This is a genomic window from Kitasatospora sp. NPDC101157 (assembly GCF_044768255.1).
Lineage (GTDB): Bacteria > Actinomycetota > Actinomycetes > Streptomycetales > Streptomycetaceae > Kitasatospora.
This window is the reverse complement of sequence record NZ_JBIWPL010000016.1, coordinates 107,957-130,847: the sequence shown is the minus strand read 5'-3', so window position 1 is coordinate 130,847 and position 22,891 is coordinate 107,957. Positions and strand designations below refer to the sequence as shown.

Here is a 22,891-nt window from a genome sequence, read left to right as displayed (position 1 = left end):
GTTCAACCCCCCAGGTTGAGAGTGCCCAGATCGAGAGTGGCTTTGGTGGCGGCGAAGGCCTCGGCGTAGCGCGCGTGGCATTCGATGCCGCGGATCCGGGCCAGCCCGAGGAAGGCCTCCCGGTCGTACCAGGGGCGGTGCCGTTGCGAGGGGTAGTGCTCCTGCAGCAGCCGCGCCTTCTGTTCGGCGGTCTCCGGGGTCAGCGGCTGGTACGCCGTCGGGCGGCCGAGGTCGCCGTCCCACTTGACGATCTCGTAGCCGAGCACGAGGTGGTCGCGGAACGCGGTGGTCACCAGCTTCGCCAGGCCGCGGTGGTCCTGGTGCGCGTCCTCGGTGCGCGGGGCGAGCACCAGGTCCGGGTCGGACTGCGCGCGCAGCTCCTCCACCGCGGCCTTGGCCTCGTCCCAGTGCGCCGGCAGCCGGCCGTCCGGCAGCTTGCGGACGGTCAGGCGCAGGTCGGCGCCCGGGCAGAAGGCGGCGAGCGCGGCCCGCTCCTCCTGCTCCCGCTCGCTGCCGCCGCCGGAGAGCACCAGCGCGTCCACCCGCAGCCCGGGACGCGCCAGGCACATGGTCAGCAGGGTGCCGCCGGCGCCGATGGCGATGTCGTCGCAGTGCGCGCCCACGGCGACGACGCCGTTCAGGCGCCCGGGCCGGAGCCGGATCACGCCGCGCCCTCCCGCTCCCAGACCGCCCACGGGCGGTCGCCGTGCGCGTAGGCGGCGTCCAGGGCGGCCCGCTCCTTCACGGTGTCGGTCGGCTTCCAGAAGCCGCGGTGCTGGTGGGCCACCAGCCGTCCCCGCTTGGCGAGTTGGGTGCAGCCGTCGGCCACCAGGTCACCGTTCTCCGGGATGTGGTCGAAGACCTCCTGGCGGAGCACGAAGTAGCCGCCGTTCTCCCACAGCGGCATGTCGCTCACCGCGGTGATGCCGCCCACCAGGTTGTCCTCGCCCAACTCCACGCAGTGGAACGAGGACTGCGGCGGAACCACCATCATCGACGCACCGGCGTCGCGCTGGGCGAACCGCTCGATCATCTCCGGCAGCGGGGCGTCGGTGAGCACGTCGGCGTAGTTGGCGAGGAACATCTCGTCGCCGTCCAGGTGGTGGCGCACCCGGCGCAGCCGCTCGCCGATCGGCGACTCGATGCCGGTCTGCGCGAAGGTGATGGTCCAGGAGGCGATGTCGGTGGACAGCAGCTCGGTCCGGCCGCCCCGCAGCACGAAGTCGTTGGACGTGGTCTCCTCGTAGTTGAGGAAGAAGTCCTTGATGTGGTGGGCGCCGTAGCCGAGGCAGAGGATGAACTCGGTGTGGCCGTAGTAGGCGTAGTAGCGCATCACGTGCCAGATCAGCGGCCGGGGCCCGACCATCGCCATCGGCTTGGGCACGTCGTCCGACGCCCCGCTGCGCATCCGCAGCCCGTAACCCCCGCAGAACAGGACGACCTTCACGGCTTCACCTCGACGATGCTGAGTTCCGGGACGGGGAAGACCAGCCGGCCGCCCCACTCGTGCACGAAGGACAACTGCTCGACCAGTTCGGCCCGCAGGTTCCACGGGAGGACCAGGACGTAGTCCGGCCTGTCGACGGCGATCTGCTCGGGCGGCAGGATCGGGATGCGGGTGCCGGGGGTGAACCGGCCGTGCTTGTAGGGGTTGCGGTCGACGGTGTACGGGAGCAGGTCGGGCCGGATGCCGCAGTGGTTGAGCAGGGTGTTGCCCTTGCCCGGGGCGCCGTAGCCGACGACCGTCTCGCCGCGCTCGGCCGCGTCGATGAGGAACCGCAGGAGGTCCCGGCGCACCTTGGCCACCCGGGCGGAGAACTCGGTGTACCCGGACAGTTCCTGGAGCCCGGCGGCCTTCTCCCGGTCCAGCACCTCGGCCACCCGGCGGCCCGGTTCGCCGGCCGCCTCGGCCGGGCGGGCCCACAGCCGGACGGAGCCGCCGTGGGTGGGGAGCAGCTCGACGTCCACCAGGGTGAGTCCGCCGCTCGCCAGGGCCCGGGCCGCGGAGGCGACCGTGTAGTACTGGAAGTGCTCGTGGTAGATGGTGTCGTACTGGTTCTCCTCGATCAGGGACAGCAGGTGCTGCACCTCGACGGAGACCCAGCCGTCGTCGGCCACCAGGGCCCGCAGCCCCCGGGTGAACCCGACCACGTCGGGGATGTGGGCGTACACGTTGTTGGCCACCACCAGGTCCGCCGGGCCGTGTTCGGCGCGGACGGCCGTGCCGGTGTCCGGGGAGAGGAACTCGGTGAGCGTGGGCACGCCCGCCTCCCGCGCCGCGGCGCCGACGTTCACCGACGGCTCGATGCCGAGGCAGCGGAGCCCCCGGTCCACCACGTGCCGGAGCAGGTACCCGTCGTTGCTGGCGACCTCGACCACGAAGGCGTCCGGGCCGAGGCCCAGCCGCTGGACGGCGCCGTCCACGAAGCTGCGGGCGTGCTCCACCCAGGAGGTCGAGTAGGAGGAGAAGTACGCGTAGTGGGTGAAGGTCTCCTCCGGCGTGATCAGCGGGGGCAGCTGCGCGAGCCAGCACTCGGTGCAGACCCGCAGGTGCAGCGGGTACGCCGGTTCCGGCCGGTCGAGTTCGTCGGCGGCGAGGAAGCTCTCGCACGGCGGGGTCGCCCCCAGGTCGACGACGCTCGCCAGCGCCGCCGAGCCGCAGAGTCGGCATCGTGTCATGTGGTGCCCCCAATCCCGCCCGCGCGGGATCCCCGCCGCGGGCCAGCGTTCGTGTTCCCTACCGGCGGCGCGCCGTCCGCGCCGCCGGACCGACCCGCGATCGCGGAGCGGTACCCCTCCACCAGGCGCTCCAGCCCGACGGCCGGGCCGAACCCCTGTTCGTAACGGCGCCGGGCCGCCAGTCCCATCTCCCGGTTGCACACCGGCTCGGCCGTGATCCGGCGGATGGCGGACGCCAGCGAGGCCGCCTCGCCCGGCCGGTGCAGCAGCCCGGTCACACCGTCCTCGACGAGTTCCACGAAAGCGCCGTGACCCGCGGCGACGACCGGCACCCCGGCCGCCATCGCCTCCACGACGACCAGCCCGAACGCCTCCAGCCAGGTCGAGGGCGCCAGCACGGCGACCGACCGGGCGACGGCCTCCCGGCACCGGGCCTGGTCGTACAGCCCCGCGTACTGGACGTCGTCCCGGCCCGCCGCCCAGGCGGCCACCTCCCGCTCCAGCGGCCCGGCGCCGGCGACCACCAGCGGCACGCCCACCCCGCCGTCCGCGGCGAGCCGGTCCCACGCGGCCATCAGCAGCCGCACGCCCTTGGCCTCCGCGAGCCGCCCGAGGTAGAGCAGGTGCTCCCCGGCGCCGGTGCGGCCGACGCCCGGCTCCGGCACGAAGTTGTGCTTCACCGCCAGCCGTTCGGGGGGCAGCCCGGCCCGTACCAGGACGTCGCGCTGCGCCGCCGAGATGCAGAAGAACCGCTCCACCCCGGACCACCAGCGCCGCCGGTTGACCGCCAGGCTCACCGCGAGCGGCACCGTCGCCAGCCGGGAGCCGCGGTAGCAGCCGTGCCGGACGGCGGGCAGCGGTGAGCCCCCGACGCACTCGGTGCACGGCCGGCCGTCCCGCTGGAGGGTGCCCGGCGGGCAGACCTGGGTGTAGTTGTGCAGGGTGGCGACGGCGGGCACCCCGGCGTCGGCGCAGGCGGCGAGTACCGCGGGCGACAGCAGCGGGAAGACGTTGTGGACGTGCACCACGTCCGGCCGCTCGGCCCGCAGCCGGGCGGCGAGTCGCGCGCGCACCGCCGGGTTCCACGGCACCAGCAGCGGTACCGCGGCCTTGCCCGGCAGGGACCGGGCGGCGATGGAGTCGCTGCTCCGCTCGAACAGCTCGACCCGGTGGCCGGCCCCGCGCAGCAGCGCCGCCTCCTGGTCGACGACCTTGTTCTCCCCGCTCGGCTGCGCCGAGCCGTAGCGGTTGTGCACCACGAGGACGTGCATGGTCAGGTCACCCCTTCGGGTGTGGGGACGGGACCGGCGGGGGCCGCCAGCAGCGAGGCGGCCACGGTCAGGTGCAGCAGGTACGGCGAGGCGTCGCCGAGCCCGGCCTCGGTGTACGAGGCGATCGCGCAGTAGCTGATCAGGAAGATCGCGCAGGCCCTGGAGAGCGACGGCGGCCGCAGCAGGGCGACGCCGCCCAGCGCGAGGAAGACCGCCGCCACGATGGCGGTGCCGGTCAGGCCCTGCTCGTTGTAGACGGCCAGCCAGCTGTTGTCGATCGGCAGCCCGCCGAAGGACTTGTCGCCCAGGCCCGTGCCGAACAGCTGCTCAAGGGTCGTGCGCGGCGCCGCGAGCAGGGCGTCCCAGACCTTGGCCCGGCCGGTGAGGTTGGAGAAGTTCTCCTGGCTCTGCCCGCGCAGGAACCACGCCTCCAGCAGGGAACTCAGCCCGACGGCGGCCGCGGTGGCGCACAGCACCGCCCAACCGAAGAACCGGCGGGCGGCGGCGCTGGTCAGGACGAGCGAGCCGATCGCCAGCGCCAGTCCGGCGATCAGGCCGAGGGTGGCCGTGCGGGTGTGGGTCAGCGCGAGCAGGACGAGGGACGGCAGGATGATCGCCGCCGCGCTGAAGCCGGTGGTCCGGCGGCCCAGCAGGAGCAGCACGGTGAGTCCGACGATCACCGCGGCGTACTGGCCGATCTGCGGCGGGGTGAGCGGCCACAGCGCGCCGACCAGCCGTCCGCCGTAGAGCTCGGGCATCGCCGCGCCCGGGGAGATGACCAGGCCGGCGGCCACCGACAGGAGCACCGCGAAGTACATCCGGATGTGGTACCGGACGAACGTCGGCCCGCCGTCCCACCAGCGGCTGAGCAGCCACAGCGTGCCGACGAACAGCGCCAGCCGGAAGCAGCGGAACAGTGCTCCGAACCCGGACTCCAGATGGGCGCTGGAGACCACGCTCAGCACCAGCAGCAGGGTGAGCAGGCACAGGAAGGCGCTGGCCCGGACGCGCAGCCGCAGGTTGAGGAGGAGCGCCAGGGTGAACGCGGTGACCAGCGCGCCCATGGTGGTCATCTGGATGAGGGAGCGGGGCAGCGGGACGACGGTCACCGCCCCGGCGGAGCCGAGGGTGTTGAGGATCAGCAGCCCCCAGATCAGCTCGACGGTCCGGGGCGGGCCCGCCGGGCGCGGCGCGGCCCCGGGCCCCGGCTGCCGCCCGGCCGCCCCGGCCGCCCCGGCCGGCCCCCGGCGGGTCAGGTCCCGGTCCATCTCAACCACCCGCCCGGGGCCGGAAGGTGCTGCCCGCGTCCTGCTGGTAGGGCCGGCCCTGCCACTGCCCGAAGTCGAGGGCGCGGCTCGGGTCGTGGGCGACGAAGCTCCACGGTCCCAGGTAGCTGTTGTCGTGCCAGCGGTTCTGCTGCCCGCCGGTGATCGCCTCGGCCACCGGCTCGCCCTTGTACGGCGACCAGTCCGGATAGGTGCCGTAGTTGGCCAGCACGGCCATCCGGCCGCACTTGACCGCGCAGCCGACGACGGACGGGTCCAGCTCGAAGCGGTTGTCGTGGATGTCGACCCGCTGGGTCTTCCACCGGCAGTCGCCGTACAGCGGCGGGGTGGCGATCGTCGGCTGGGAGCAGCTGTCGGTCTTCCCGACCAGCAGGGTGCAGTCACCGGAGGAGGTGTTGGCCGGGCTGTTGCAGAACCGGTCGGCGTTCTCCCACAGGGTGATCCCGGACCAGTTGTCCTCCAGCGCGTTGCGGTAGATCTCGATCCTGTCGGTGCGGGCCGGGATCCGCGGTTCGCCGCCGGACTCGGACAGGTAGACCGTCGCGTACGGGAAGTCGTCGCCGCGGTCGGCGGCGCTGCGGCCCTCGACCCAGTCGTTGCGCCGGATCGTGTTGTCGCGGATGACCGCGTTGTAGCTGGTCTCGTAGATCAGCGCGGCGCCGTCGTTGGCCTCCAGCAGGTTGTCCTCGATGCGGAAGTCGTTGTTGTTGGTGTCCGCCCACAGCCCCGGTCCGCGGTTGTCGTGCACCCAGTTGCCGCGCACGTCGGCGCCGTTGACGGCCCAGAACTTCGCGCCGCCGGTGCAGCCGCAGCCCGGCTGCCGCCGCTCCCACTGGTCGGTGTCGTTCCCGGTGATCTCGTTGCCCTCGACCAGCAGGTCGCTGACCGGGGCACCGGACTTGTAGGCGTTGATGCCGTACTGGCCGTTGCCGCGCAGGCAGTTGGCGCGGACCCGCTGGTGGGCGCCGGCCATCAGCCCGGCGCCGGAGTTGTCCTGGACCGTGTTGTGCTCGATCACCCAGCCGTCGGCGGAGTCGTGGTTGACCACGCCCTCGTTCTGCGGGGCGACGAAGCCCTGCACGGTGAGGTGGCGGATGGTGACGTCGGTGGCGGCGCCGCTGAACGCGTACTCGTTGGTCTTCCGGCCGTCGAGCACCGCGCCCGGTGCGCCGAGGTAGCTGTCGCCCTCCTTGGGGACGACCTGGGCGTACCGGTCCGGATCGAGCGTGTGGGTCCCCGGCCGGAGCCAGAAGGTGGTGTGCGGGGGGCTGTTCCTGGTCTTCGCCGCGAGGTCGCCGACCACCGCGGGGTCGACCGTCACCGCGCCGGGCGGCGCCTGCGCCGGACCGGCCCCGGGGTCGGCGCACACCCGGGCCACGGCCGCCGCCCCGGTCGGCCCGGCGGTCGGCTCCGGCGGGGCGTCGGAGCCGCTCGTGCAGCCGGCCGCCGTCAGCAGGGCGAGTGCCAGCAGCGCCGCGCACGCCCCCGGGTGCCGCCTCGTGATCCCCACCCTCCCCTCCCCCTAGCCCCGGAACCCGAGGAGGGTGGTGAACCGCCGGCTGCCGTCGGCGAAGCCGGTGCCGACCAGCGTGGTGGCGGGTTCCCGGCGTCCGAAGCCGGCGGAGTACCAGCCCAGCGGCGGGTCCGTCTCGCCGCGGTGCGCCCGCCAGGACAGCTGCCCGGGCAGGTCGAGCACGGCGGAGCGCTCCTCGCCGTCCCGGGTCCAGGTCAGCCGGGCCCGGTCACCCGTCAGGTCCGCGGTGACGGCCGGTCCGAGGTGGAACGCCAGGCGCACGGCCCGGCGCGGGCCGCGCAGCTCGTCGACCACCCGCAGCTCCCGGCTCGCCGCGTGCAGCTCGACCCGGCGGCGGTGCGCCGACGGCCGGTAGCCGTCGTGCTCGGCGCACCAGCGGGCCACCCCGGGGTCGGAGGTGTCCGCGACCAGGACGCGGGTGCTGGCGTGCCGGGTCCACAGGAAGGGGCCGCCGGAGAGGGACTGGTCGGTGCCGTCCGCCTCCAGGGTGTTGTGGCCGAGGGTCGAGCGGAAGTACCGCCGCCACTCGGGCTGCCCGTGGTAGCAGTACGTCCCCGGGTCGGCGAGCACGTCGACCCCGTCGTGCCGGACCTCCAGGGACAGCGCGTCCGCGTGGGCGTGCGCGGCGATGGACAGGAAGCCGTGCGGGCCGCCGTCGCAGCGGCACCAGATCCCGCCCGGGCCGCGCAGGATGGTCATCCCCGCGTCGGGGAAGTGGACCGGACGGCTCGCCGGGCGGGCCACGGCCGTGCTCCGCCCGTACGGCCGGATCAGCGCGGTCAGCAGCGGGGTGCGTGCATCGGCGCCGGCCGTCTCCGGCCACCAGGCGAGCCGGCCGAACACGGCGTCCCCGGTGGCGAGCAGCGAGGCCCAGCGGTCGGTGCCCGTGCCGTCCAGGACCAGCCCGTGCCCGTCGTCCGCGTCCCCCTGTCGGGGCGGTCGCAGCCGGTCGTCGACGACGGCCGCGAGGGCGTCGGTCATCCGCAGCAGCACCGGGCGGATCGTCGGGGGTACGGGCACGGCGGCGGCGTCCGCCTCGGCCAGCGCGGCCAGGCCGAGTTCCAGGACGAGTCCGTGGTACTCGGGGGCCAGCTCGCGGTTGAGCCCGGAGCGGAAGGTGTTGGCGCGCAGGTGCCGCTCCAGCGAGCGCAGTGCGCCGGAGCGCCAGCGCGCCGAGGAGGGGAACCACCCGAAGGCGCAGGCCGCGGCGAACTGCCCGGCGGCCTCGGCGATGACGTGGTTGTTCGCCGAGGACCCGCGGCTGGGGAAGGCGGCCAGCCAGCGCTGGTGGTGCCAGATCTGGTCCAGCGCCACCGGGTTGCCCTCGAACAGGGCGGCCGCGTCCGGCCAGCCGTCGAGCAGCCGGCGGATCCACACCCAGGACAGCAGACGGATGCCCAGCTCGATGCCGCTGACCCAGTGCACCCCGCGCAGCGGCGGATTGGCCGCCCACCAGGAGCGCAGGTGCCCGGCGACGCGCTCGGCGTAGCGTTCGTCGCCGGTGAGCGCGTAGGCGGCGGCGAGCACGGTCAGGTACTGGTGCCGGGAGGGCTCCCAGATCTGCTTGATGTCGCCGACCGCGTCCTCGTCCCGGTACGGCACGTCGAACGCGTACCCGGCGGGGGCCCGGCGCCCGGTCCGCGGGTCGCGCCACCAGTCCGGGGCGACCAGGTCGTCGCGCTCCACCCCGAAGAACTCGGCGTGTCCGTCCATCAGCCGGTCCGCCTCGGCGAGCAGCCGCTTGGCGGCCTCCGGCGGCACCGCGGCGAGCGCCCCGGCGGGCAGGACGGCGGTGAACCGGGCGCCGGGGGCGCCCGGGCCGTGCGGCGGAACGGACGACCGCCACCGCCGCCGGCGCACCGCGTCGCCGACCCGGCCGCCGATCTCCCGCGGCCCCATCCGGGACAGCCGCCGCAGGTACCAGCCCGCGCCCATGGTCACAGCGACCTCGCCAGGGCCACCGGCGCGCCGCCGGTCAGGGCGGCCTGCACGGCGAGGGTGGCCGCCGTGGTGGCGACCAGCGACTCCAGCGGCACCGGCATCGGGCCGCCGGTGCGCACGGCCTTGACGAACGAGGCCAGTTCGGCGGACTGGCCCTTGTCCCGGGCCTTGGGAAGCCGCGAGCTGACCCACCGCTTGCCGCCGGCCGTGCTCTCGAAATACACCGAGGCGCGGACGAAGTCGTCGAGCTTCAGCACCTTGCCGTCGGCGACCAGGTCCAGCGTCTCCTTGGGGAAGCCGGGCGCGCCGGCGGTGACGTAGCTGAGGGTGGCGGTGGAGCCGTCGGGGTAGCGCAGCACGATCTGGAGGTCCTCGTTGCCGGACGGGGCGACCGCGTACACCGAGACCGGGTCGGCCCCCAGCAGCCAGCTCGCGGTGTCGATGAAGTGCCCGCCCTCGCCGGCGAACCGCGAGCCCTCGGTGCCCTGTTGGAGGTACCAGCTGCCGTGCTGCAGCCGGCCCGCGTTGACCAGGTAGCGCAGGCTCGCCGGGCCGGTGCGGGCACCGAAGCGGGCCCTGGCCTCCCGCAGCAGCGGCGCGAACCGCCGGTTGAAGCCCACCTGCAGGCGGTCGTTGCCGGACTCCTCCACCGCCGCGAGCACCCCGGCCAGTTCGTCCTCGGTGAGGGCCAGCGGCTTCTCCACGAACACCGTCTTGCCGGCCAGCAGCGCCCGGCGGGTCAGTTCGGCGTGCGAGCTGTGCCGGGTGACCACGAACACCGCGTCGATCGTCCCGTCGCCGAGCACGGCGTCGAGGTCGGTGGTCGCGTGGGCGAAGCCGAACTTCCGCTGGGCGTTGGCCGCGGACAGCGCCGTCGTGGTGACGACGGCGGACAGGGCGACGCCCTCGCGCCGGGCCAGGTGCGGCAGCAGCATCGAGGTCGCGTAGTTGCCCGCGCCGACGAAGGCCAGCCGCACGGGCGACCCGGAGGGCCGGGCCGGGGCGGACGCCGGGGCGGCGCGGCGCACCGCGGGCACCGCCACCGCCGGGGCCCGCGCCGGCTCGTCCCCCGCCTCCCCCGGGTAGCGGAACAGCACCGCGACGGCCTTCAACTCGCCGTCCTCCAGCCGCCGGTACGTCTCGACGGCGTCCTCGAAGTCGGCGATGCGGGAGATCAGCGGTTCCACGTCGACCCGGCCGCGGGCGGCGAGGTCGAGGAAGCAGGCCAGGTTGCGGCGTTCGGTCCAGCGCACGTAGCCGATGGGGTAGTCCCGCCCGTCGAGCTCGTACTCCGGGTCGTAGCGGCCGGGGCCGTAGGAGCGGGAGAAGCGGACGTCGAGCTCCTTCTCGTAGTACGCGTTCCACGGCAGGTCCAGGCGGCACTTGCCGATGTCGACGACCCGGCCGCGGTCCCGGGCCAGGTGGGCGGCCAGCTCGACGGGCTGGTTGCTGCCGCCGCCGGCGGCCAGGTACACCTGGTCGACGCCGTGACCGCCGGTCAGCTCGGCGACGGCGTTCTCCACGGCCGCGGAGCCGGGATCGCCGCAGGCCACCGCGCCCAGCCGCTCGGCCAGTTCGCAGCGCACCGGATCGGGGTCGGCGCCGACGACCCGCACCCCGGCCGCGGTCAGGAGCTGCGCCACCAGCTGCCCGATCAGGCCCAGGCCGATGACCAGGGCCACCTCGCCCAGCTGCGGCTCGCCCTGGCGCACGCCCTGGAGGGCTATCGACCCGACGGTGCCGAAGGCCGCGTGCCGCGGCGCGAGGCCGTCCGGGACCGGGGTGTAGAGGTTCCGCGGCACCCAGTTCACCTCGGCGTGCAGCGCGTGCTCGTTGCCCGCGCAGGCCACCAGGTCGCCGACCTTGACGTCGTCGATCCCCGCGCCGACCTGCTCGACCACCCCGCACAGCGAGTAGCCGAGCGGCGTGTAGGAGTCCAGCTTGCCCATCACCTTGCGGTAGGTGGCGGGCAGTCCGTTGACGGCGACGCTCTGCATGACCTTGGCCACCTGGTCCGGCCGGGAGCGGGCCTTGCCCAGCATCGACATGCCTGCCTCGGACACCTTCATCAGCTCGGTCCCGGTGGAGATCAGCGAGAAGGCGCTGCGCACCAGCACCCCGCCCGGCTTGCACCCCGGCACCGGCACGTCGAGCACCGACAGTTCGCCGCTCCTGTAGTTCTGCACAACCTGTTTCACCGGAAGTCCCCTTGTTTCTGAGCCGTCGACTGAGCCCTGCTAGGTCGTGCTGTGGCCGGAGCCGGAGGTCGCGCCGCGGTACCAGTGCTCCAGCGTCAGCACGTGCCACAAGTGCTTGGAGAAGTCCCGCTGCCCGGCGGCGTCCTCGGCGGCCAGCCGCGCCAGCGCGTCGCGGCGCAGGAACCCGGACCGCACCAGCTCGCCGTCGTCGATCACCTCGCGCACCAGCGGTGCCAGGTCCCGGCTCATCCAGGCCCGCAGCGGGGCGCTGAACAGGCCCTTGGGCCGGTACACGATCTCCCGGGGCAGGACCGAGGCGGCCGCCTCCTTGAGCACGGCCTTGCCCTGCCGTCCGACGATCTTGCGGTCGCCGGGGACGGCGAACGCCGCCCTGACCACCTCGACGTCCACGTACGGCACCCGTACCTCGGTGGAGGCGGCCATGCTGGAGCGGTCGGTGTACGCGAGGTTCAGTCCCGGCAGGAACATCCGGGCGTCGCCCAGGCACATGCGGTTGACGAAGTCGTCCAGGTCGTTGTCCCGGTAGACGTCCGCGTGCTCGGTCAGCACGTCCTCGACCGCGCCGGCCAGGTCCGGATTCACCAGGGCGAGCAGTTCCTCGCGGTCGTACATGGTGTAGCTGCGCCGGAACGCGGTCTCCTCCGGCAGGTCGGCGAAGGAGAGGAACCGCTTGGCGAACCGCACCGAGCGCAGGCCCCGGTTGGCGGTGGCGACCGGCAGCCTGTCCACGGCCGCGGACAGGCCGCGGCGCAGCGGCCGGGGGACGCGCTGGTAGTGCAGCGCGAGCCGGTTGGCCAGGTGCTTGCGGTAGCCGGCGAACAGCTCGTCGGCGCCCATTCCCGAGAGCAGCACCTTGACCCCGGCCTCCCGGGCGGCCGAGCAGATCAGGAAGGTGTTGATCGCGGCCGGGTCGCCGATCGGCTCGTCCAGGTGGTACGTCATCCGCGGCAGCAGGTCGAGCACGTCCGGGGCTATCTCGATCTCGTGCAGGTCGACGCCGAACCGCTCGGCCACCCGCCGGGCGTGGCGCAGGTCGTCCGGCATCGCCTCGAACCTGGCGTCCTCGGCGCGGAAGCCGATGGTGTACGCGGAGATCCCGGGGTGGTCACGGGCGGCCAGCGCGGTCAGGTAGCTGGAGTCCAGTCCGCCGGAGAGGAAGGTCGCCACCGGGACGTCGGAGAGCAGGTGGCGCCGCGTCGACTCCTCGACGATCGCGGCGAGGTCCGGCAGTTCGCCGGCCCGGGCCCGCTCCCGGCCCTCGGCGGCCACCTCCCGCAGGTGCCAGTACCGGCCGCGCTCCACCCGGCCGTCGGGCCGGCAGCGCAGCCAGCTCCCCGGCGGCAGCTTCTCCGCCTCGCGGAACGCGCAGCGCGAGTCCGGCACCCAGTAGTAGAGCAGGGAGGCCACCAGCGCCGTGTGGTCGACCTCCAGGGAACCTCCGGTGGCGGCGGCCAGTGCCTTGAGCTCGGAGGCGAACACCAGTCCCTCTCCGCGCCGGACCAGGAAGAGCGGCTTGATGCCGAGCTGGTCCCGGGCGAGCACCAGCTCACCGGTGCGCTCGTCGAAGATCCCGAACGCGAACATCCCGCGCAGCCGGGGCAGACAGTCCGTGCCCCAGCGCCGCCAGGCCTCCAGCAGCACCTCGGTGTCGGAGGTGCCGCGGAAGCGCACCCCCGCGGCCGTCAGTTCGGCGCGCAGCTCGGGCGCGTTGTACAGCTCGCCGTTGTAGGTGAGGACCAGGCCGTCCGCGGCCATCGGCTGGGCGCCGGTCCCGGTCAGGTCGATGATGGCCAGCCGGCGGTGCCCGAGGTGCACCTCGCCGTCGCCGAGGGGGTGGCTGTACCGGCCCGAGCCGTCCGGACCCCGGTGCGCGAGGGTCTCGGTGAGCAGGTCGGTCACGGCCTTCCCGTCCGGCCATCGGTACGTGCCCGCGATGCCGCACATGTGCTACCTCGCCTCCTGGTCGCCGTCGGGGACCCGTGCGGTCCACATCGGTGGTCGTTCCGTGCGCCGCCGGCCGGTCCGGCTCAGCCGGGCCGGCGGCCCGTCCCGGCCGCGCAGCGCGGTGTGCGGGCCGTCCCACAGGGTGCCGTCGGTCCGGTCCCGCGGATCGGGGTCGATCAGCACCACGCCGAGCAGCGGGATGCCCTGGTCCGCGAGCCGGCGCGCCACGGTGTGCAGCCAGGCGGCGCTGCCGTGCCCGGCGCGCACCACCAGCACCGTCCGGGTGCCGAGGTGGCTCAGGTCGCTCCAGGCCGTGCCGGGCGCCACCGAGCCGACGCCGAGCCGGCGTTGTCCGGGCGGCAGGGCCGCGGCCGCCTCGCCGTCGACCACGGCCGGGTCCCCCGGTCTCGCTCGGCGCCTGGCGAGCTGCGGGCCGGGCAGGCCGTCGACCACGGCCACCGGCCCCTCCTCCGCCAGGGCGGCGGCGAGGTCCAGGGCGATCGCGCCGGCGCTGTGCGCGCAGCCCAGTTCGAGCAGCGACACCGAGTCCGCGCAGCCGCCCACAGTGCGGGCCAGGGTGGTGGTGACCCTCGCCCGTGCCTTCCGGGTCCGGCGCAGCGGGCGGAGGCCGGCCGACCGGCGGGGCACCCGGCGCAGCTCCGCGATGACGGAGGCTCCGAGGTTCGCCGCGATCTCCCGGCGCAGTACGGGCCGGTCCGCCACCACCGCGCCGACGGCGGCCACCGCGATGCCCAGGACGAGCCCGAGGACGAGCCCGATCCCGCCGTCGGTGGCGGCGGCCATGGGCAGGGACCGGCGCACCGGGCGCGGGGCGTCCACGATCTGCGTGCCGGCGACGAGCCGCGGCGTGCCGACCTGCGCCTCCGCCGCGCGCTGGCTGAAGTCGTTGATGCGGGAGGTGAGTTCGGTCCGGTTGGCGTAGAGCGAGTCCAGGTTCGCCGACGCGCTCGGCCCGGTCTGCTTGACGGCGTCGCCGATCGACCGGTTGACCTGGGCGAGTTCGTCCCGCATCCGGTCTCGCTGGTCGAGCAGGGCCTTGGCTTCCGCGTCCGCGGCCTCCCGGATCCGCTTCACGTGGTCCGCCACGAAGGCGTCGGCCAGCGCCTTCGCCCGGGCCACGGCTTCCGCGTCGCTGCGGCCCGTGACGGTGATCTGCAGCAGGTTGTTGGTCAAGCCCGTCCCCCCGTAGTCCTTCATGAAGTCCTCCGGCTTGTCCGGGGACCGGAGGGCCTTCAGCGCCTCGTCGGCGATCTCCGTGGTCTGCAGCAGGGCGACATCGGTGCGGATCAGCGTTCCCGGGTCGTTCGGCTGGTCCGCCTGGTGCGCGACCAGCACCTTGGTCACCGCGGCCGGCGGCGGCGGCCGCAGGACGGCCACGGCCGCGCCGAGCAGCAGCCCGACCAGCGCCAGGGCGCACCAGAGGCGGCGGCGCCGGCGCACGGCGACCACCAGGGCCTGGAGGTCCAGCAGTGGAGCGGCGGCCGGCGGCTCCGGCGTCGTACTCGTCGTCACCCCGAACCTCTCCCCGCGTCGTCGCCGACGGCGAGCGCCGGCTCGGCGAGCGTGAGGGCCGGCGCGGCGCCGTCCGGGTGACGGTCGCCGGAGCGCCCGGCACGGTCCCGGACCGGTCCGGCGACGACGACGCCGACGAGCTCCTGCTCGGCGTCCGCACACGCCTCGGCGATCCCGGCGAGCTGCTCCGCGGTCCAGTTGCCCGCACTGAGCACGACCAGGGCGCCGGACCCGTCCTCGCACCCCGGCACCAACGGCCGGTCCACCGGTACGTCCACCACCCGCAGCCGCGGATCGCTCCCCGCCTCGGTGGCGAGCTGCCCGGCCGCCCGGCGGGCCGTCTCATCGCCGTCCGGGACGAGCACCAACACCGTGCGGGAATCCGGCAGTCGGTCCCGCAGCCGGGCGCACACCCGCCGGTGGCGGAGCTGCCGGCTCGCCTCGTCGCCGGAGGCCTGCGGGGCCGGCAGGTCCCACCGGACGTCGAGGCCCAGCAGTCGGCGGACCAGGGCCCGCGGGCCACGGCCCGTCGGCCGGTGCGCGCCACGTTCGGCGGGGACGTCGACGGTGCCGAGCAGGGTCGAGCCCAGCGCCGCGGCGATCTCCGGTCCGGTGCGCAGCCGGCGGCTCATCCGGGCCGCGGCGAGATGGCCGACGACCGCCACCAGGAAGAACAACAGTGCCCCACCGGCGACGAGTTGGGTCCTGGTCGGCGGCGCCTCGCCGGACGGCCGGGGCGCCGGCCCCATGACGACCATGTTGGCCTTGTTGGCGGCGGGGTCGACCTGGTCCAGCTTCTTGATGGCGTCCTGGAGCGAGGTGCGCAGCTTCTCCAGTTCGGTACGGGTCTGCACGCTCTCCAGGGTCTTCCCCGGGTCGGCCGCGGCGGCCAGGTCGGTGATGCGCCGGCTGGCCTGGACCACCAGCTGCCGCAGCGCCTCGGGCTGCGCCGACTCGGGGGCGGTGCTGTCGCCCGCGATCCGCCCGGTGAACGTGACGAACTGCTGGGCCACCTGGTCGGAGAGCTGCTGGGCGCGCTCCGGGGTGTCGGCCGTGCCCGAGATCTTGATGATGTTCCCGTCCGCGGCCGTGGCGCTCACCTCGTCCCGCAGCGCGCTGCCGCTGACCCCGGCCCAGCCCAGCGTGGCGGCCGCGCGGTCGACCACCACCGAACTGGTCGCGATCTCCGCCTGGGTCAGCAGTTCCCGGTCCTGCCACACCCCGGGCAGCAGGACCGACGCCGACGCCGTGTAGCTCGGCGGGAACAGCAGCGAACTGCCGTAGCCGACGAGCGCACCCAGCACGGCGAGGACGGCCAGCAGCCGCCAGCGCCGGCGCAGGATCCGGCCGATCGTGACCAGGCGTATCGTGTCCTCGCTCAACGGCGCGGCCCAGGGCGGCAGGCGGCGGCGTAGGCGGCGAGCAGCGAGCGCTGGGAGTTGCGCCAGGCGAGCGGCCCGTTGATCCGCTCCTGGCCGAGCTTGCCCATCCAGGCTCGCCGCTCCGGATCGTCCATCAGCTCCGCGATGAGCCGGGCGAACTCGCCCTCGTCGTTGGCGGGAGCGTAGACGGCGGCGTCCCCGGCGGAGACCCGTGCCTCCCGGAGGTCGAAGGAGACGATGGGCCGGCCCATCACCATGTACTCCAGGACCTTGTTCATGGTCGACACGTCGTTGAGCGGGTTGCGCGGATCCGGGGACAGGCACACGTCCGCGGTGGACAGGTAGCGCACCAGGTCGGCGTCCGGAACGCGGCCGGTGAACTGCACCTGCTCGGAGAGCCCGAGCCGGCGGGACAGCTCCACCATCGCGTCGAAGGTGTCGCCGCCGCCGACGAACACCGCGTGCCAGTCACCGCGCCCGTGCTCGTCGCGCAGCTTCGCCAGGGCCCGCAGGGCGTAGTCCACGCCGTCCTGCGGCCCCATGACGCCGAGGTAGCACAGCAGATGGGGCTTTCCGCGCTTCAGCTCCGGCTCGGGCGGCACCGGCCGGAACCGCTCGGTGTCGGGCGCGCTGCGCACCACGAAGACGTCCTCGGGCCGCCGGCCGCCACGGCTGAGCGCGACGTCGCGGTAGCTCTCATTGGTGGCGAGCACGACGTCCGCGGCCCGGTAGGTCCAGCGTTCCAGCGCGCACACGGCGCGGAAGAGCAGGTCCTCGCCGCGGTCGAAGCGGGAGAGGTACAGCTCGGGCACCAGGTCGTGCTGGTCGAACACGAACCGCGCGCCGCGCCGCTTCAGCCACAGCGCGGGCAGGAACAGCAGGTCGGGCGGGTTGCAGGCGTGGACCACGTCGACCGGCCCGACCCTGCGGGCCAGCCGGGCGGTGTGCCACAGCGCCGATCCGTACTCCTGGAGGTAGCCGGCCGGGCCGCCGGTGGCCGCGCGCAGCGGGTATCGGTGGATCCGCACGCCGTCGATCACCGCCTCCGGCTCGGTGTCCCGCTTGCTCCCGCGCGGACAGATGACGTCGACCGTCCAGCCGGCGTCGCGCAGCGTCGTGCACTCCTGCCACACCCGCCGGTCGAAGGGCACGGACAGGTTCTCCACCAGGATCAGCGCGCGACGGGTCCGCCCGTCGCGGCCGACCGCGCCACCGGACGTCGCGTCACCGGACGTCGCGCCATCGGACGCCGCGCCATCGGACGTCCCGCCACTGAAGGATGCGTCACCAAGCAAGGCCCGAGTACCCCGGTTCGGCCCGGCGCGCGTCGGCGTCGGGGAGGTGGACGAGATCGACGATCACCGGGCCGTCGCCGTGCGGCAGGGCCGACAGCACGGCCGGGTCCCTGGTGCCGACCACACACACCTCGGCGTGGTCGAGCACCTCGCCGACGGACTGCGCGAGCAGCTGCGCGAGGTGCGGCAGCCGGGTCTCGATGTACTCGCGGTTGGCGCCGAGCAGCCGGGAGAGGTTGACGTTCGGGTCGTAGATCCGCAGATCGTAGCCCTTGCCGAAGAGCCGCTCGGCCAGTTCGACGAGCGGGCTCTCCCGGAGGTCGTCGGTGCCGGGCTTGAACGACAGGCCGAACAGGCCCACCCGGCGCCTGCCGGTGCGCTCGACCAGCTCCACCGCGCGCTGGAGGTGGTCGGAGTTGGAGGGCAGCACGTGGGACAGGATGGGCACCGAGACGTCGGCGCGCTGCGCCGCGTGGACCAGGCTGCGCAGGTCCTTGGGCAGGCAGGAGCCGCCGAAGGCGAAGCCGGGCCGCAGGTAGGCCGGGCTGATGTTCAGCTTGCGGTCGGCCAGGAAGACGTCCATCACCTGGTGCGAGTCGACCCCGAGCGCCCGGCAGACCGCGCCCAGCTCGTTCGCGAAGCCGATCTTGAGGCCGTGGAACGCGTTGTCCGCGTACTTGATCGCCTCAGCCGTCGGGACCGGCACCCGGAACACCTCGCCGGGCAGTCCCTCGTACAGGGCCGCGACCACGTCGCCGCTGGCCGGGTCGAGTTCGCCGATCACGGTCTTGGGCGGGTCGAAGAAGTCCCGCACGCTGGTGCCCTCGCGCAGGAACTCCGGGTTGACCGCGACCCCGAAGTCCGCGCCGGCGGCGCCGCCGGCGTGCTTCTCCAGGATCGGCACCAGCAGGTTCAGGCAGGTGCCCGGGAGCATGGTGCTGCGGAACACCACGGTGTGCCGCCCGCCCCGTCCACCACGCTCGGCCACCGCGACGCCTAGCTGCTCGGCGACCCGCTCCAGGTAGGTGGTGCACAGACTGCCGTTGGGCTCCGACGGCGTGCCCACGCAGACCAGCGACACCTCGCTGCCCGTCACCGCCTCCCGCACGTCGCCGGTGGCGCGGAGCGCTCCGGTCCGCACGACCTCGGCGATCAGCTCGCCGATCCGCTCCTCGACCACCGGCGCCCTGCCGTCGTTGACCAGGTCGACCTTCACCTGGTTGACGTCCACCCCGATGACCTCGTGGCCCAGGCTGGCCAGGCACGCGGCCGACACGCAGCCCACGTAGCCGAGCCCCAGGACGCTGATCCTCATGACCCGTTCCTCCCCTCGGGCAGGCCCTTCGGGCCGGCCATCCGCGCGCCGGCCGGACGGCGACGCCCCCCGGCCATCAGTAGGCCCCCTGTCCCTGGAGCACCGCACGCAGCGTCTTCCACAAGATCACCGCGTCCAGGGCGAGCGACCAGTCCTCCACGTACCGCAGGTCCAGCCGGACCGCCTCCTCCCAGGGCAGGTCACTGCGTCCGCTGATCTGCCACAGGCCGGTGAGGCCGGGCTTGACGAGCAGCCGGCGCCGGATGTCCGGGCCGTACGCGGCGGACTCCTCCGGCAGCGGGGGCCGCGGCCCGACGAGCGACATCGAGCCGGTGAGCACGTTGAGCAGTTGCGGCAGTTCGTCGAGCGAGTACCGGCGCAGCACTCCCCCGACCCGGGTCACCCGCGGGTCCCGGCGGAGCTTGAACAGCAGGCCGGCGCCCTCGTTGCGGTCGGCCAGTTCGGCCCGGGCCCGGTCCGCCCCGGCGACCATGGTGCGGAACTTGACCAGGGTGAACTGGCGGCCGTCCTTGCCGACCCGGTGCTGCCGGTAGAACACCCCGCCCCGGCTGTCCACCAGCACGAGCAGCCCGACGGCCACCATCAGCGGCGCGAGCAGCACCAGCAGCACCGCGGCGCCGAGCCGGTCGACGACCGCCTTGACCGCCCGCGGGCCCCCGGTGAAGGCGGGCATGCTGACCCTCAGCATCGGGATGCCGAGCACCGCGTCGACGTGCAGCCGCGGGCCGGCCACCTCCATCAGCACGGGGGCCACGACCATTTCGGCGTCGCCGCCCTCCAGGTTCCAGGCCAGCCGCTGCAGCCGGTCCGGCGACCAGTACGGGTCCGGGGTGATCGCGACGACCCGGTAGCCGTCGCGGCGGACGTGGTTGGCGACGTCCGCCAGCCGGCCGACGACCGGCACCCCGTCCAGCCGGTCACCGCCCGGGCCGAGGGCGTACGGCATGCACACCGCCTCCACCCGCCAGCCCAGGTGCGGGAACTTGCGCGTCCGGGTGATCAGGTCGCGCACGGTGGCCGGGCTCCCGGCGGCGAGAACCGGGCGCAGGCACCGTCCGCGGTTGCGCTGCTTGTGCAGCCACAGCCGCAGCAGGTACCGCTCGGTCATGGTGACGAGCGTGATCGCCGGGATCGCGGCGAAGATCCAGAGCTTGATGTTGTGCGAGGTGAGGGCGATCCCGCCGAGCGCCAGCACGACGGCCGCCGTGAACAGCGAGCGCCCGAGCCGGCGGAACTCCTCAGCACCCTCGCCGAGTACGGCCGGGGCCCACGCGCGCGTCGTCGCCAACGCGCCCAGCACCAGCAGTTCGGTGCCGAAGGCGAGGATTCCCCACTTCTCGTGCCAGTTGGCCGCGTCCCGGACCCCGAAGAAGCCACCGATCGCCGCCACCACGAAGGCGGTGGCCACGGTGTCGCTGATGATCACAGTACGGCGGTACTGCTGCTCCCAGTCGATCTCGGGCCGGCGGAGTTTCCCGTTCCTCGGGCGCCCCGGCGCCGGTGGAAACGGGCCGACTAATTCTCCCTCCCCCTGCTCAACAGCCCCGTCCAGGTCGCCAGTGGGTTCGACGTGCTCGCTCCACACGGTTCCTCCCCCCGGGAGGCCCGCGCCTCCCGCACCTGTTCGCTTCCTCCCCCCGGAAGGCTCCGCCTCCCGTGCCGCGCCGTTCCTGGCTCCGGGAGGCCCCACCTCCCGCGCATGGCAAATCCGGTCACTGCCGAGCTACTTGAAAGAACTCCGGACCCGCCCGGGGCCCCACTCCGGGCACCGGGAACCGATCACCGAACACCTGCCGCCGGGGACGCGACCACTCACCCGTCCGCAGCACCGGACCCGTAGTTCTTGACCTGTCGCGCCTCGCGCCCTAGCGGGCGAAGTGAAAATCAATCTAGAGCATCGGCGGCGCCGAAGAGGGGGATCTGTGAAACACGTGCACGAAGTTTGAAGCCCAGGCCACCGAATGATCACCACCGGGGGTGTCCTGGAGCCTTGGACGCGCGGGGTGACCTGCGGGGACGGGCGGGCCGGGGTCGCCCGGGCGCGCGCACGTCAGGTGAACGGGGGAAGTTCCGTTTCCTGGAAGGGAGTTAGCGAGATCAGCCGGCGACCCCGACGGTCACGGTGCCCGCCCCCTGGGCGAGCCCGGCCGCGCCCGCCGGTTCCCCCGGTCCTCACACCGGCGTGCCACCCGGGAGGGCGAGGCCCCGGGGCCCCGCCCTCCCTCGAACCTCCTTGCTCAGCCGCCCAGTTCGGCCCGCAGGCGGCGGGGCGAACCAGCTGCCCGGCCCCTCGGGGCCCGGTCGTTCCGCCTCCGGCGGGTCACGGGGGATCGGGTCACGGCGTCCACGTCTCCCCCTCGTTGAGCCAGATCCGCAGCATCCGCCGGGTGTTCGGGCCCGGTCCGTCCACGTAGGCCGAGCGCCCGTGCAGCACCCGGCTGTTGCGGATGACCAGCAGGTCCCCGGCGGCCATCGGCAGTCCGAAGGCCGTCTCGGGGCGGTACAGCACCTCGTCCAGCACGCCCAGTGCCTCCCACTGCCGGTCGGTCAGCTCCGGTCCGCCCCGGTCCGGCGAGGAACGGACGGTCCGGTTCTGGTAGTAGCAGCCGATCGTCCCGTCCCTCCTCGGGTACAGGATCGGGGTGACGACCCGCTGCGGGCCGGCCCGGCCGGTCCGGTCGAAGGTCCAGTCCTCGCAGAGGGTGGCCAGCGCGTCCGGCCGCTCCCTCTCGATCAGGTCGTGGACGTGCCGGGCGCTCGCCAGCTTGGTCAGTCCGCCGCCGCGGTGGGCGGGCCGGAGGCAGAGCAGGACGAGCAGGTCGCAGGTGTCGCAGTGGAAGCCGAGTTCGGTGTTGCCGTCGCCGTCCTGGTCCCACAGCACCGAGGTGAGGTCGCCGCGCCCGTTCTGCGGCACGATCCGGCCGTGGTCCCGGAGCAGGAAGGAGAGCAGCTCGGTGGTCTCCCGCTCCGGCCGAGCCGGGTCGACCAGGTTGGCGACGTGGGTGAGCCCGACCGAGTCGATGCTCTCCCGCATGAAGGACCGCAGCCGCTCGCGCACCGGCTCGCCCGCGCCCCAGCGTCCGGCGAGGGCGTCGGCCCGGAGCAGCCGCCGCTCCTCGTCGCCCAGCGGCAGCGACCACAGCTGCCGCCTGGCCTCCAACTCCAGGCCGTTCCAGCCGGTCTCGATCACCGTGTGCTCGTTCACAACCCCTCCTCCGACCGGGCCCCGGCCACGACGGCCTTGGACCGGAGCGCCAACGCCTCGTCGATCTGCGCGCCCGTGACGACCGGCGCGGGGACCATCCGGACCCCGTTGAGGTGGGTCCCGCAGATCCCGGCCGCCATCAGCCCGCGGCCCCGGTCGCCGCCGAGGCCCGGCGCACCGGCGGCGACCGCGCGCAGGCCGTCACTCCCTCCTCCCGTTCGACGGGACGCACCAGGGGACGCGGTCCGGGAACGGGGGCACACGGTTCCGTCCGGTCTTCGGAAATGGCGGCGGTGGAGCCCGTCGTCGCCACGGACAAGCTGAGTTCGGGTTCGCACTCGGGTCCGCGATCGCCACGAAGAGACACGCGTCAACCACGCAAAGTGATCTACCCCAGGAGTATGAACCGGCTTTCGCGTCCACGACAAGAGCAAAGCCAACCCGTGGACGCCTTCCCGCCACCGTGCGGTTCAGCTCCGGCCATCGGTCGATTCCCGGCCCACCGGAAACTCCGGCGCTCCCCCGCCCCGGTGATTCGCCGTCGGAACAGCCGATGCGGCAGAGTTGCGGCATGAGCGTCGACGCCCGGAGTCACCAGCACAGCCCCGGACCGGCCCGGCGGCGGCCGGTCCAACAGCGCAGCCAGGAGCGGTACGGCCGCATCCTGGACGCCTGCGCCGAGCTGCTGGACGAGGTCGGGGCGACCGCGCTCACCACCAAGGAGGTCGCCCAGCGGGCCCAGGTGCCGATCGGCACCCTGTACCAGTTCTTCGCCGGCAAGGAGGACCTGCTGGCCGCGCTCGCCACCCGCAACCTCGACCACTACCTCCAGCGCCTGGACGCCCGGCTGGCCGGGTCCGCCCCGCTCGGCCCGGCCGGCTTCACCGACCTCGCGGTGGAGGAGTTCGTCGCGATGAAGCGCGCGGTCCCCGGCTTCGGCCAGGTGGACTTCGGGCTCGCCGGTACGGCCGTGCCCTCCGGGGTGCGGGACGAGACGCACCTGCTGGACGCGGGCGTGGACAACAACACCGCCGTCGCCCTGCGGCTGCAGGCTCTCGGCGGCGAGCTGTTCGAGACGGGCGACCCGGCAGCCACCACGCTGGCCCTGCGGGTCGCCCTGGAGGCGGCCGACGCGGTGCTCAAGCTGGCCTTCCGGGGCGACCCGCAGGGCGATCCGGCGCTGATCACCGAGTGCAAGCGGCTTGTGCGCGGCTACCTGGCGCAACAACCGCCCGCCGGCTGAGCCTCGGCACCGGGCGCCCGGTG

At 73.9% G+C, this 22,891-nt stretch carries 16 protein-coding genes; 1 reads left to right on the top strand and 15 read right to left on the bottom strand.

Translation table 11 applies throughout. From position 1 onward, the window contains the following. Positions 1-2: 2 nt before the first annotated feature. The 15 genes from ACIRVF_RS27820 to ACIRVF_RS27750 all read right to left on the bottom strand — a co-directional run bounded on the left by ACIRVF_RS27820 (position 3) and on the right by ACIRVF_RS27750 (position 21,625). Complete coding sequence (locus ACIRVF_RS27820; RefSeq protein WP_402823351.1) at positions 3-665, bottom strand: PIG-L deacetylase family protein; 663 nt, start codon at positions 663-665, stop codon at positions 3-5. Next, positions 662-1,447: a glucose-1-phosphate cytidylyltransferase gene (locus ACIRVF_RS27815; RefSeq protein ID WP_402823348.1), complete on the bottom strand. Its 786-nt coding sequence runs from the start codon at positions 1,445-1,447 to the stop codon at positions 662-664. The genes ACIRVF_RS27820 and ACIRVF_RS27815 overlap by 4 nt, the downstream gene beginning before the upstream one ends. Further along, the gene (locus tag ACIRVF_RS27810) at positions 1,444-2,679 is read right to left on the bottom strand and encodes a methyltransferase domain-containing protein (protein ID WP_402823345.1); all 1,236 of its coding nucleotides are present in this window, start codon (positions 2,677-2,679) and stop codon (positions 1,444-1,446) included. The genes ACIRVF_RS27815 and ACIRVF_RS27810 overlap by 4 nt, the downstream gene beginning before the upstream one ends. Further along, positions 2,676-3,950 carry a glycosyltransferase gene (locus tag ACIRVF_RS27805; protein WP_402823342.1) on the bottom strand — a complete coding sequence of 425 codons (1,275 nt, stop codon included), beginning with the start codon at positions 3,948-3,950 and terminating at the stop codon, positions 2,676-2,678. Before ACIRVF_RS27805 ends, ACIRVF_RS27810 begins: the two co-directional genes overlap by 4 nt. A gap of 2 nt (positions 3,951-3,952) precedes the next feature. Next, entirely contained in the window at positions 3,953-5,218 is a 1,266-nt protein-coding gene (locus ACIRVF_RS27800; protein ID WP_402823339.1) for an O-antigen ligase domain-containing protein, read from the bottom strand. A 1-nt stretch (position 5,219) separates the two neighbouring features. Further along, positions 5,220-6,746: a right-handed parallel beta-helix repeat-containing protein gene (locus ACIRVF_RS27795; protein WP_402823336.1), complete on the bottom strand. Its 1,527-nt coding sequence runs from the start codon at positions 6,744-6,746 to the stop codon at positions 5,220-5,222. Between the two features lie 12 nt (positions 6,747-6,758). Then, positions 6,759-8,711, bottom strand: coding sequence for an alginate lyase family protein (locus ACIRVF_RS27790; RefSeq protein WP_402823334.1), 1,953 nt, complete (start codon positions 8,709-8,711; stop codon positions 6,759-6,761). Beyond that, positions 8,708-10,909, bottom strand: coding sequence for a bi-domain-containing oxidoreductase (locus ACIRVF_RS27785; protein WP_402823331.1), 2,202 nt, complete (start codon positions 10,907-10,909; stop codon positions 8,708-8,710). Before ACIRVF_RS27785 ends, ACIRVF_RS27790 begins: the two co-directional genes overlap by 4 nt. A 39-nt stretch (positions 10,910-10,948) precedes the next feature. Continuing rightward, entirely contained in the window at positions 10,949-12,874 is a 1,926-nt protein-coding gene (gene asnB, locus ACIRVF_RS27780) for an asparagine synthase (glutamine-hydrolyzing) (protein ID WP_402823329.1), read from the bottom strand. Between the two features lie 3 nt (positions 12,875-12,877). Further along, positions 12,878-14,407, bottom strand: coding sequence for a Wzz/FepE/Etk N-terminal domain-containing protein (locus ACIRVF_RS27775; RefSeq protein WP_402823326.1), 1,530 nt, complete (start codon positions 14,405-14,407; stop codon positions 12,878-12,880). Further along, positions 14,404-15,789, bottom strand: a complete 1,386-nt coding sequence (locus tag ACIRVF_RS27770; protein WP_402823324.1) for a Wzz/FepE/Etk N-terminal domain-containing protein — start codon at positions 15,787-15,789, stop codon at positions 14,404-14,406. Before ACIRVF_RS27770 ends, ACIRVF_RS27775 begins: the two co-directional genes overlap by 4 nt. Next, a complete protein-coding gene (locus ACIRVF_RS27765; protein ID WP_402823537.1) occupies positions 15,786-16,964 on the bottom strand; it encodes a glycosyltransferase family 4 protein in 1,179 nt (392 codons plus the stop codon). Before ACIRVF_RS27765 ends, ACIRVF_RS27770 begins: the two co-directional genes overlap by 4 nt. A 109-nt stretch (positions 16,965-17,073) precedes the next feature. Further along, the gene (locus ACIRVF_RS27760) at positions 17,074-18,399 is read right to left on the bottom strand and encodes a nucleotide sugar dehydrogenase (RefSeq protein WP_402823321.1); all 1,326 of its coding nucleotides are present in this window, start codon (positions 18,397-18,399) and stop codon (positions 17,074-17,076) included. Positions 18,400-18,475: 76 nt separating this feature from the next. Then, positions 18,476-19,972: a sugar transferase gene (locus ACIRVF_RS27755; RefSeq protein ID WP_402823534.1), complete on the bottom strand. Its 1,497-nt coding sequence runs from the start codon at positions 19,970-19,972 to the stop codon at positions 18,476-18,478. A gap of 783 nt (positions 19,973-20,755) precedes the next feature. Continuing rightward, entirely contained in the window at positions 20,756-21,625 is an 870-nt protein-coding gene (locus tag ACIRVF_RS27750; RefSeq protein ID WP_402823319.1) for a TauD/TfdA family dioxygenase, read from the bottom strand. 571 nt (positions 21,626-22,196) lie between these two features. Here ACIRVF_RS27750 and ACIRVF_RS27745 point away from each other — a divergent pair. After that, positions 22,197-22,868, top strand: a complete 672-nt coding sequence (locus ACIRVF_RS27745) for a TetR/AcrR family transcriptional regulator (protein ID WP_402823316.1) — start codon at positions 22,197-22,199, stop codon at positions 22,866-22,868. Positions 22,869-22,891 lie beyond the last annotated feature (23 nt).

Excerpts from the sequence above, each read along its gene's own strand:
- ACIRVF_RS27805 (WP_402823342.1), bottom strand. The coding sequence starts at position 3,950 with ATGCACGTCCTCGTGGTGCACAACCGCTACGGCTCGGCGCAGCCGAGC.
- ACIRVF_RS27745 (WP_402823316.1), top strand. The coding sequence starts at position 22,197 with ATGAGCGTCGACGCCCGGAGTCACCAGCACAGCCCCGGACCGGCCCGG.
- asnB (WP_402823329.1), bottom strand. The coding sequence starts at position 12,874 with ATGTGCGGCATCGCGGGCACGTACCGATGGCCGGACGGGAAGGCCGTG.
- ACIRVF_RS27760 (WP_402823321.1), bottom strand. The coding sequence starts at position 18,399 with ATGAGGATCAGCGTCCTGGGGCTCGGCTACGTGGGCTGCGTGTCGGCC.
- ACIRVF_RS27810 (WP_402823345.1), bottom strand. The coding sequence starts at position 2,679 with ATGACACGATGCCGACTCTGCGGCTCGGCGGCGCTGGCGAGCGTCGTC.
- ACIRVF_RS27800 (WP_402823339.1), bottom strand. The coding sequence starts at position 5,218 with ATGGACCGGGACCTGACCCGCCGGGGGCCGGCCGGGGCGGCCGGGGCG.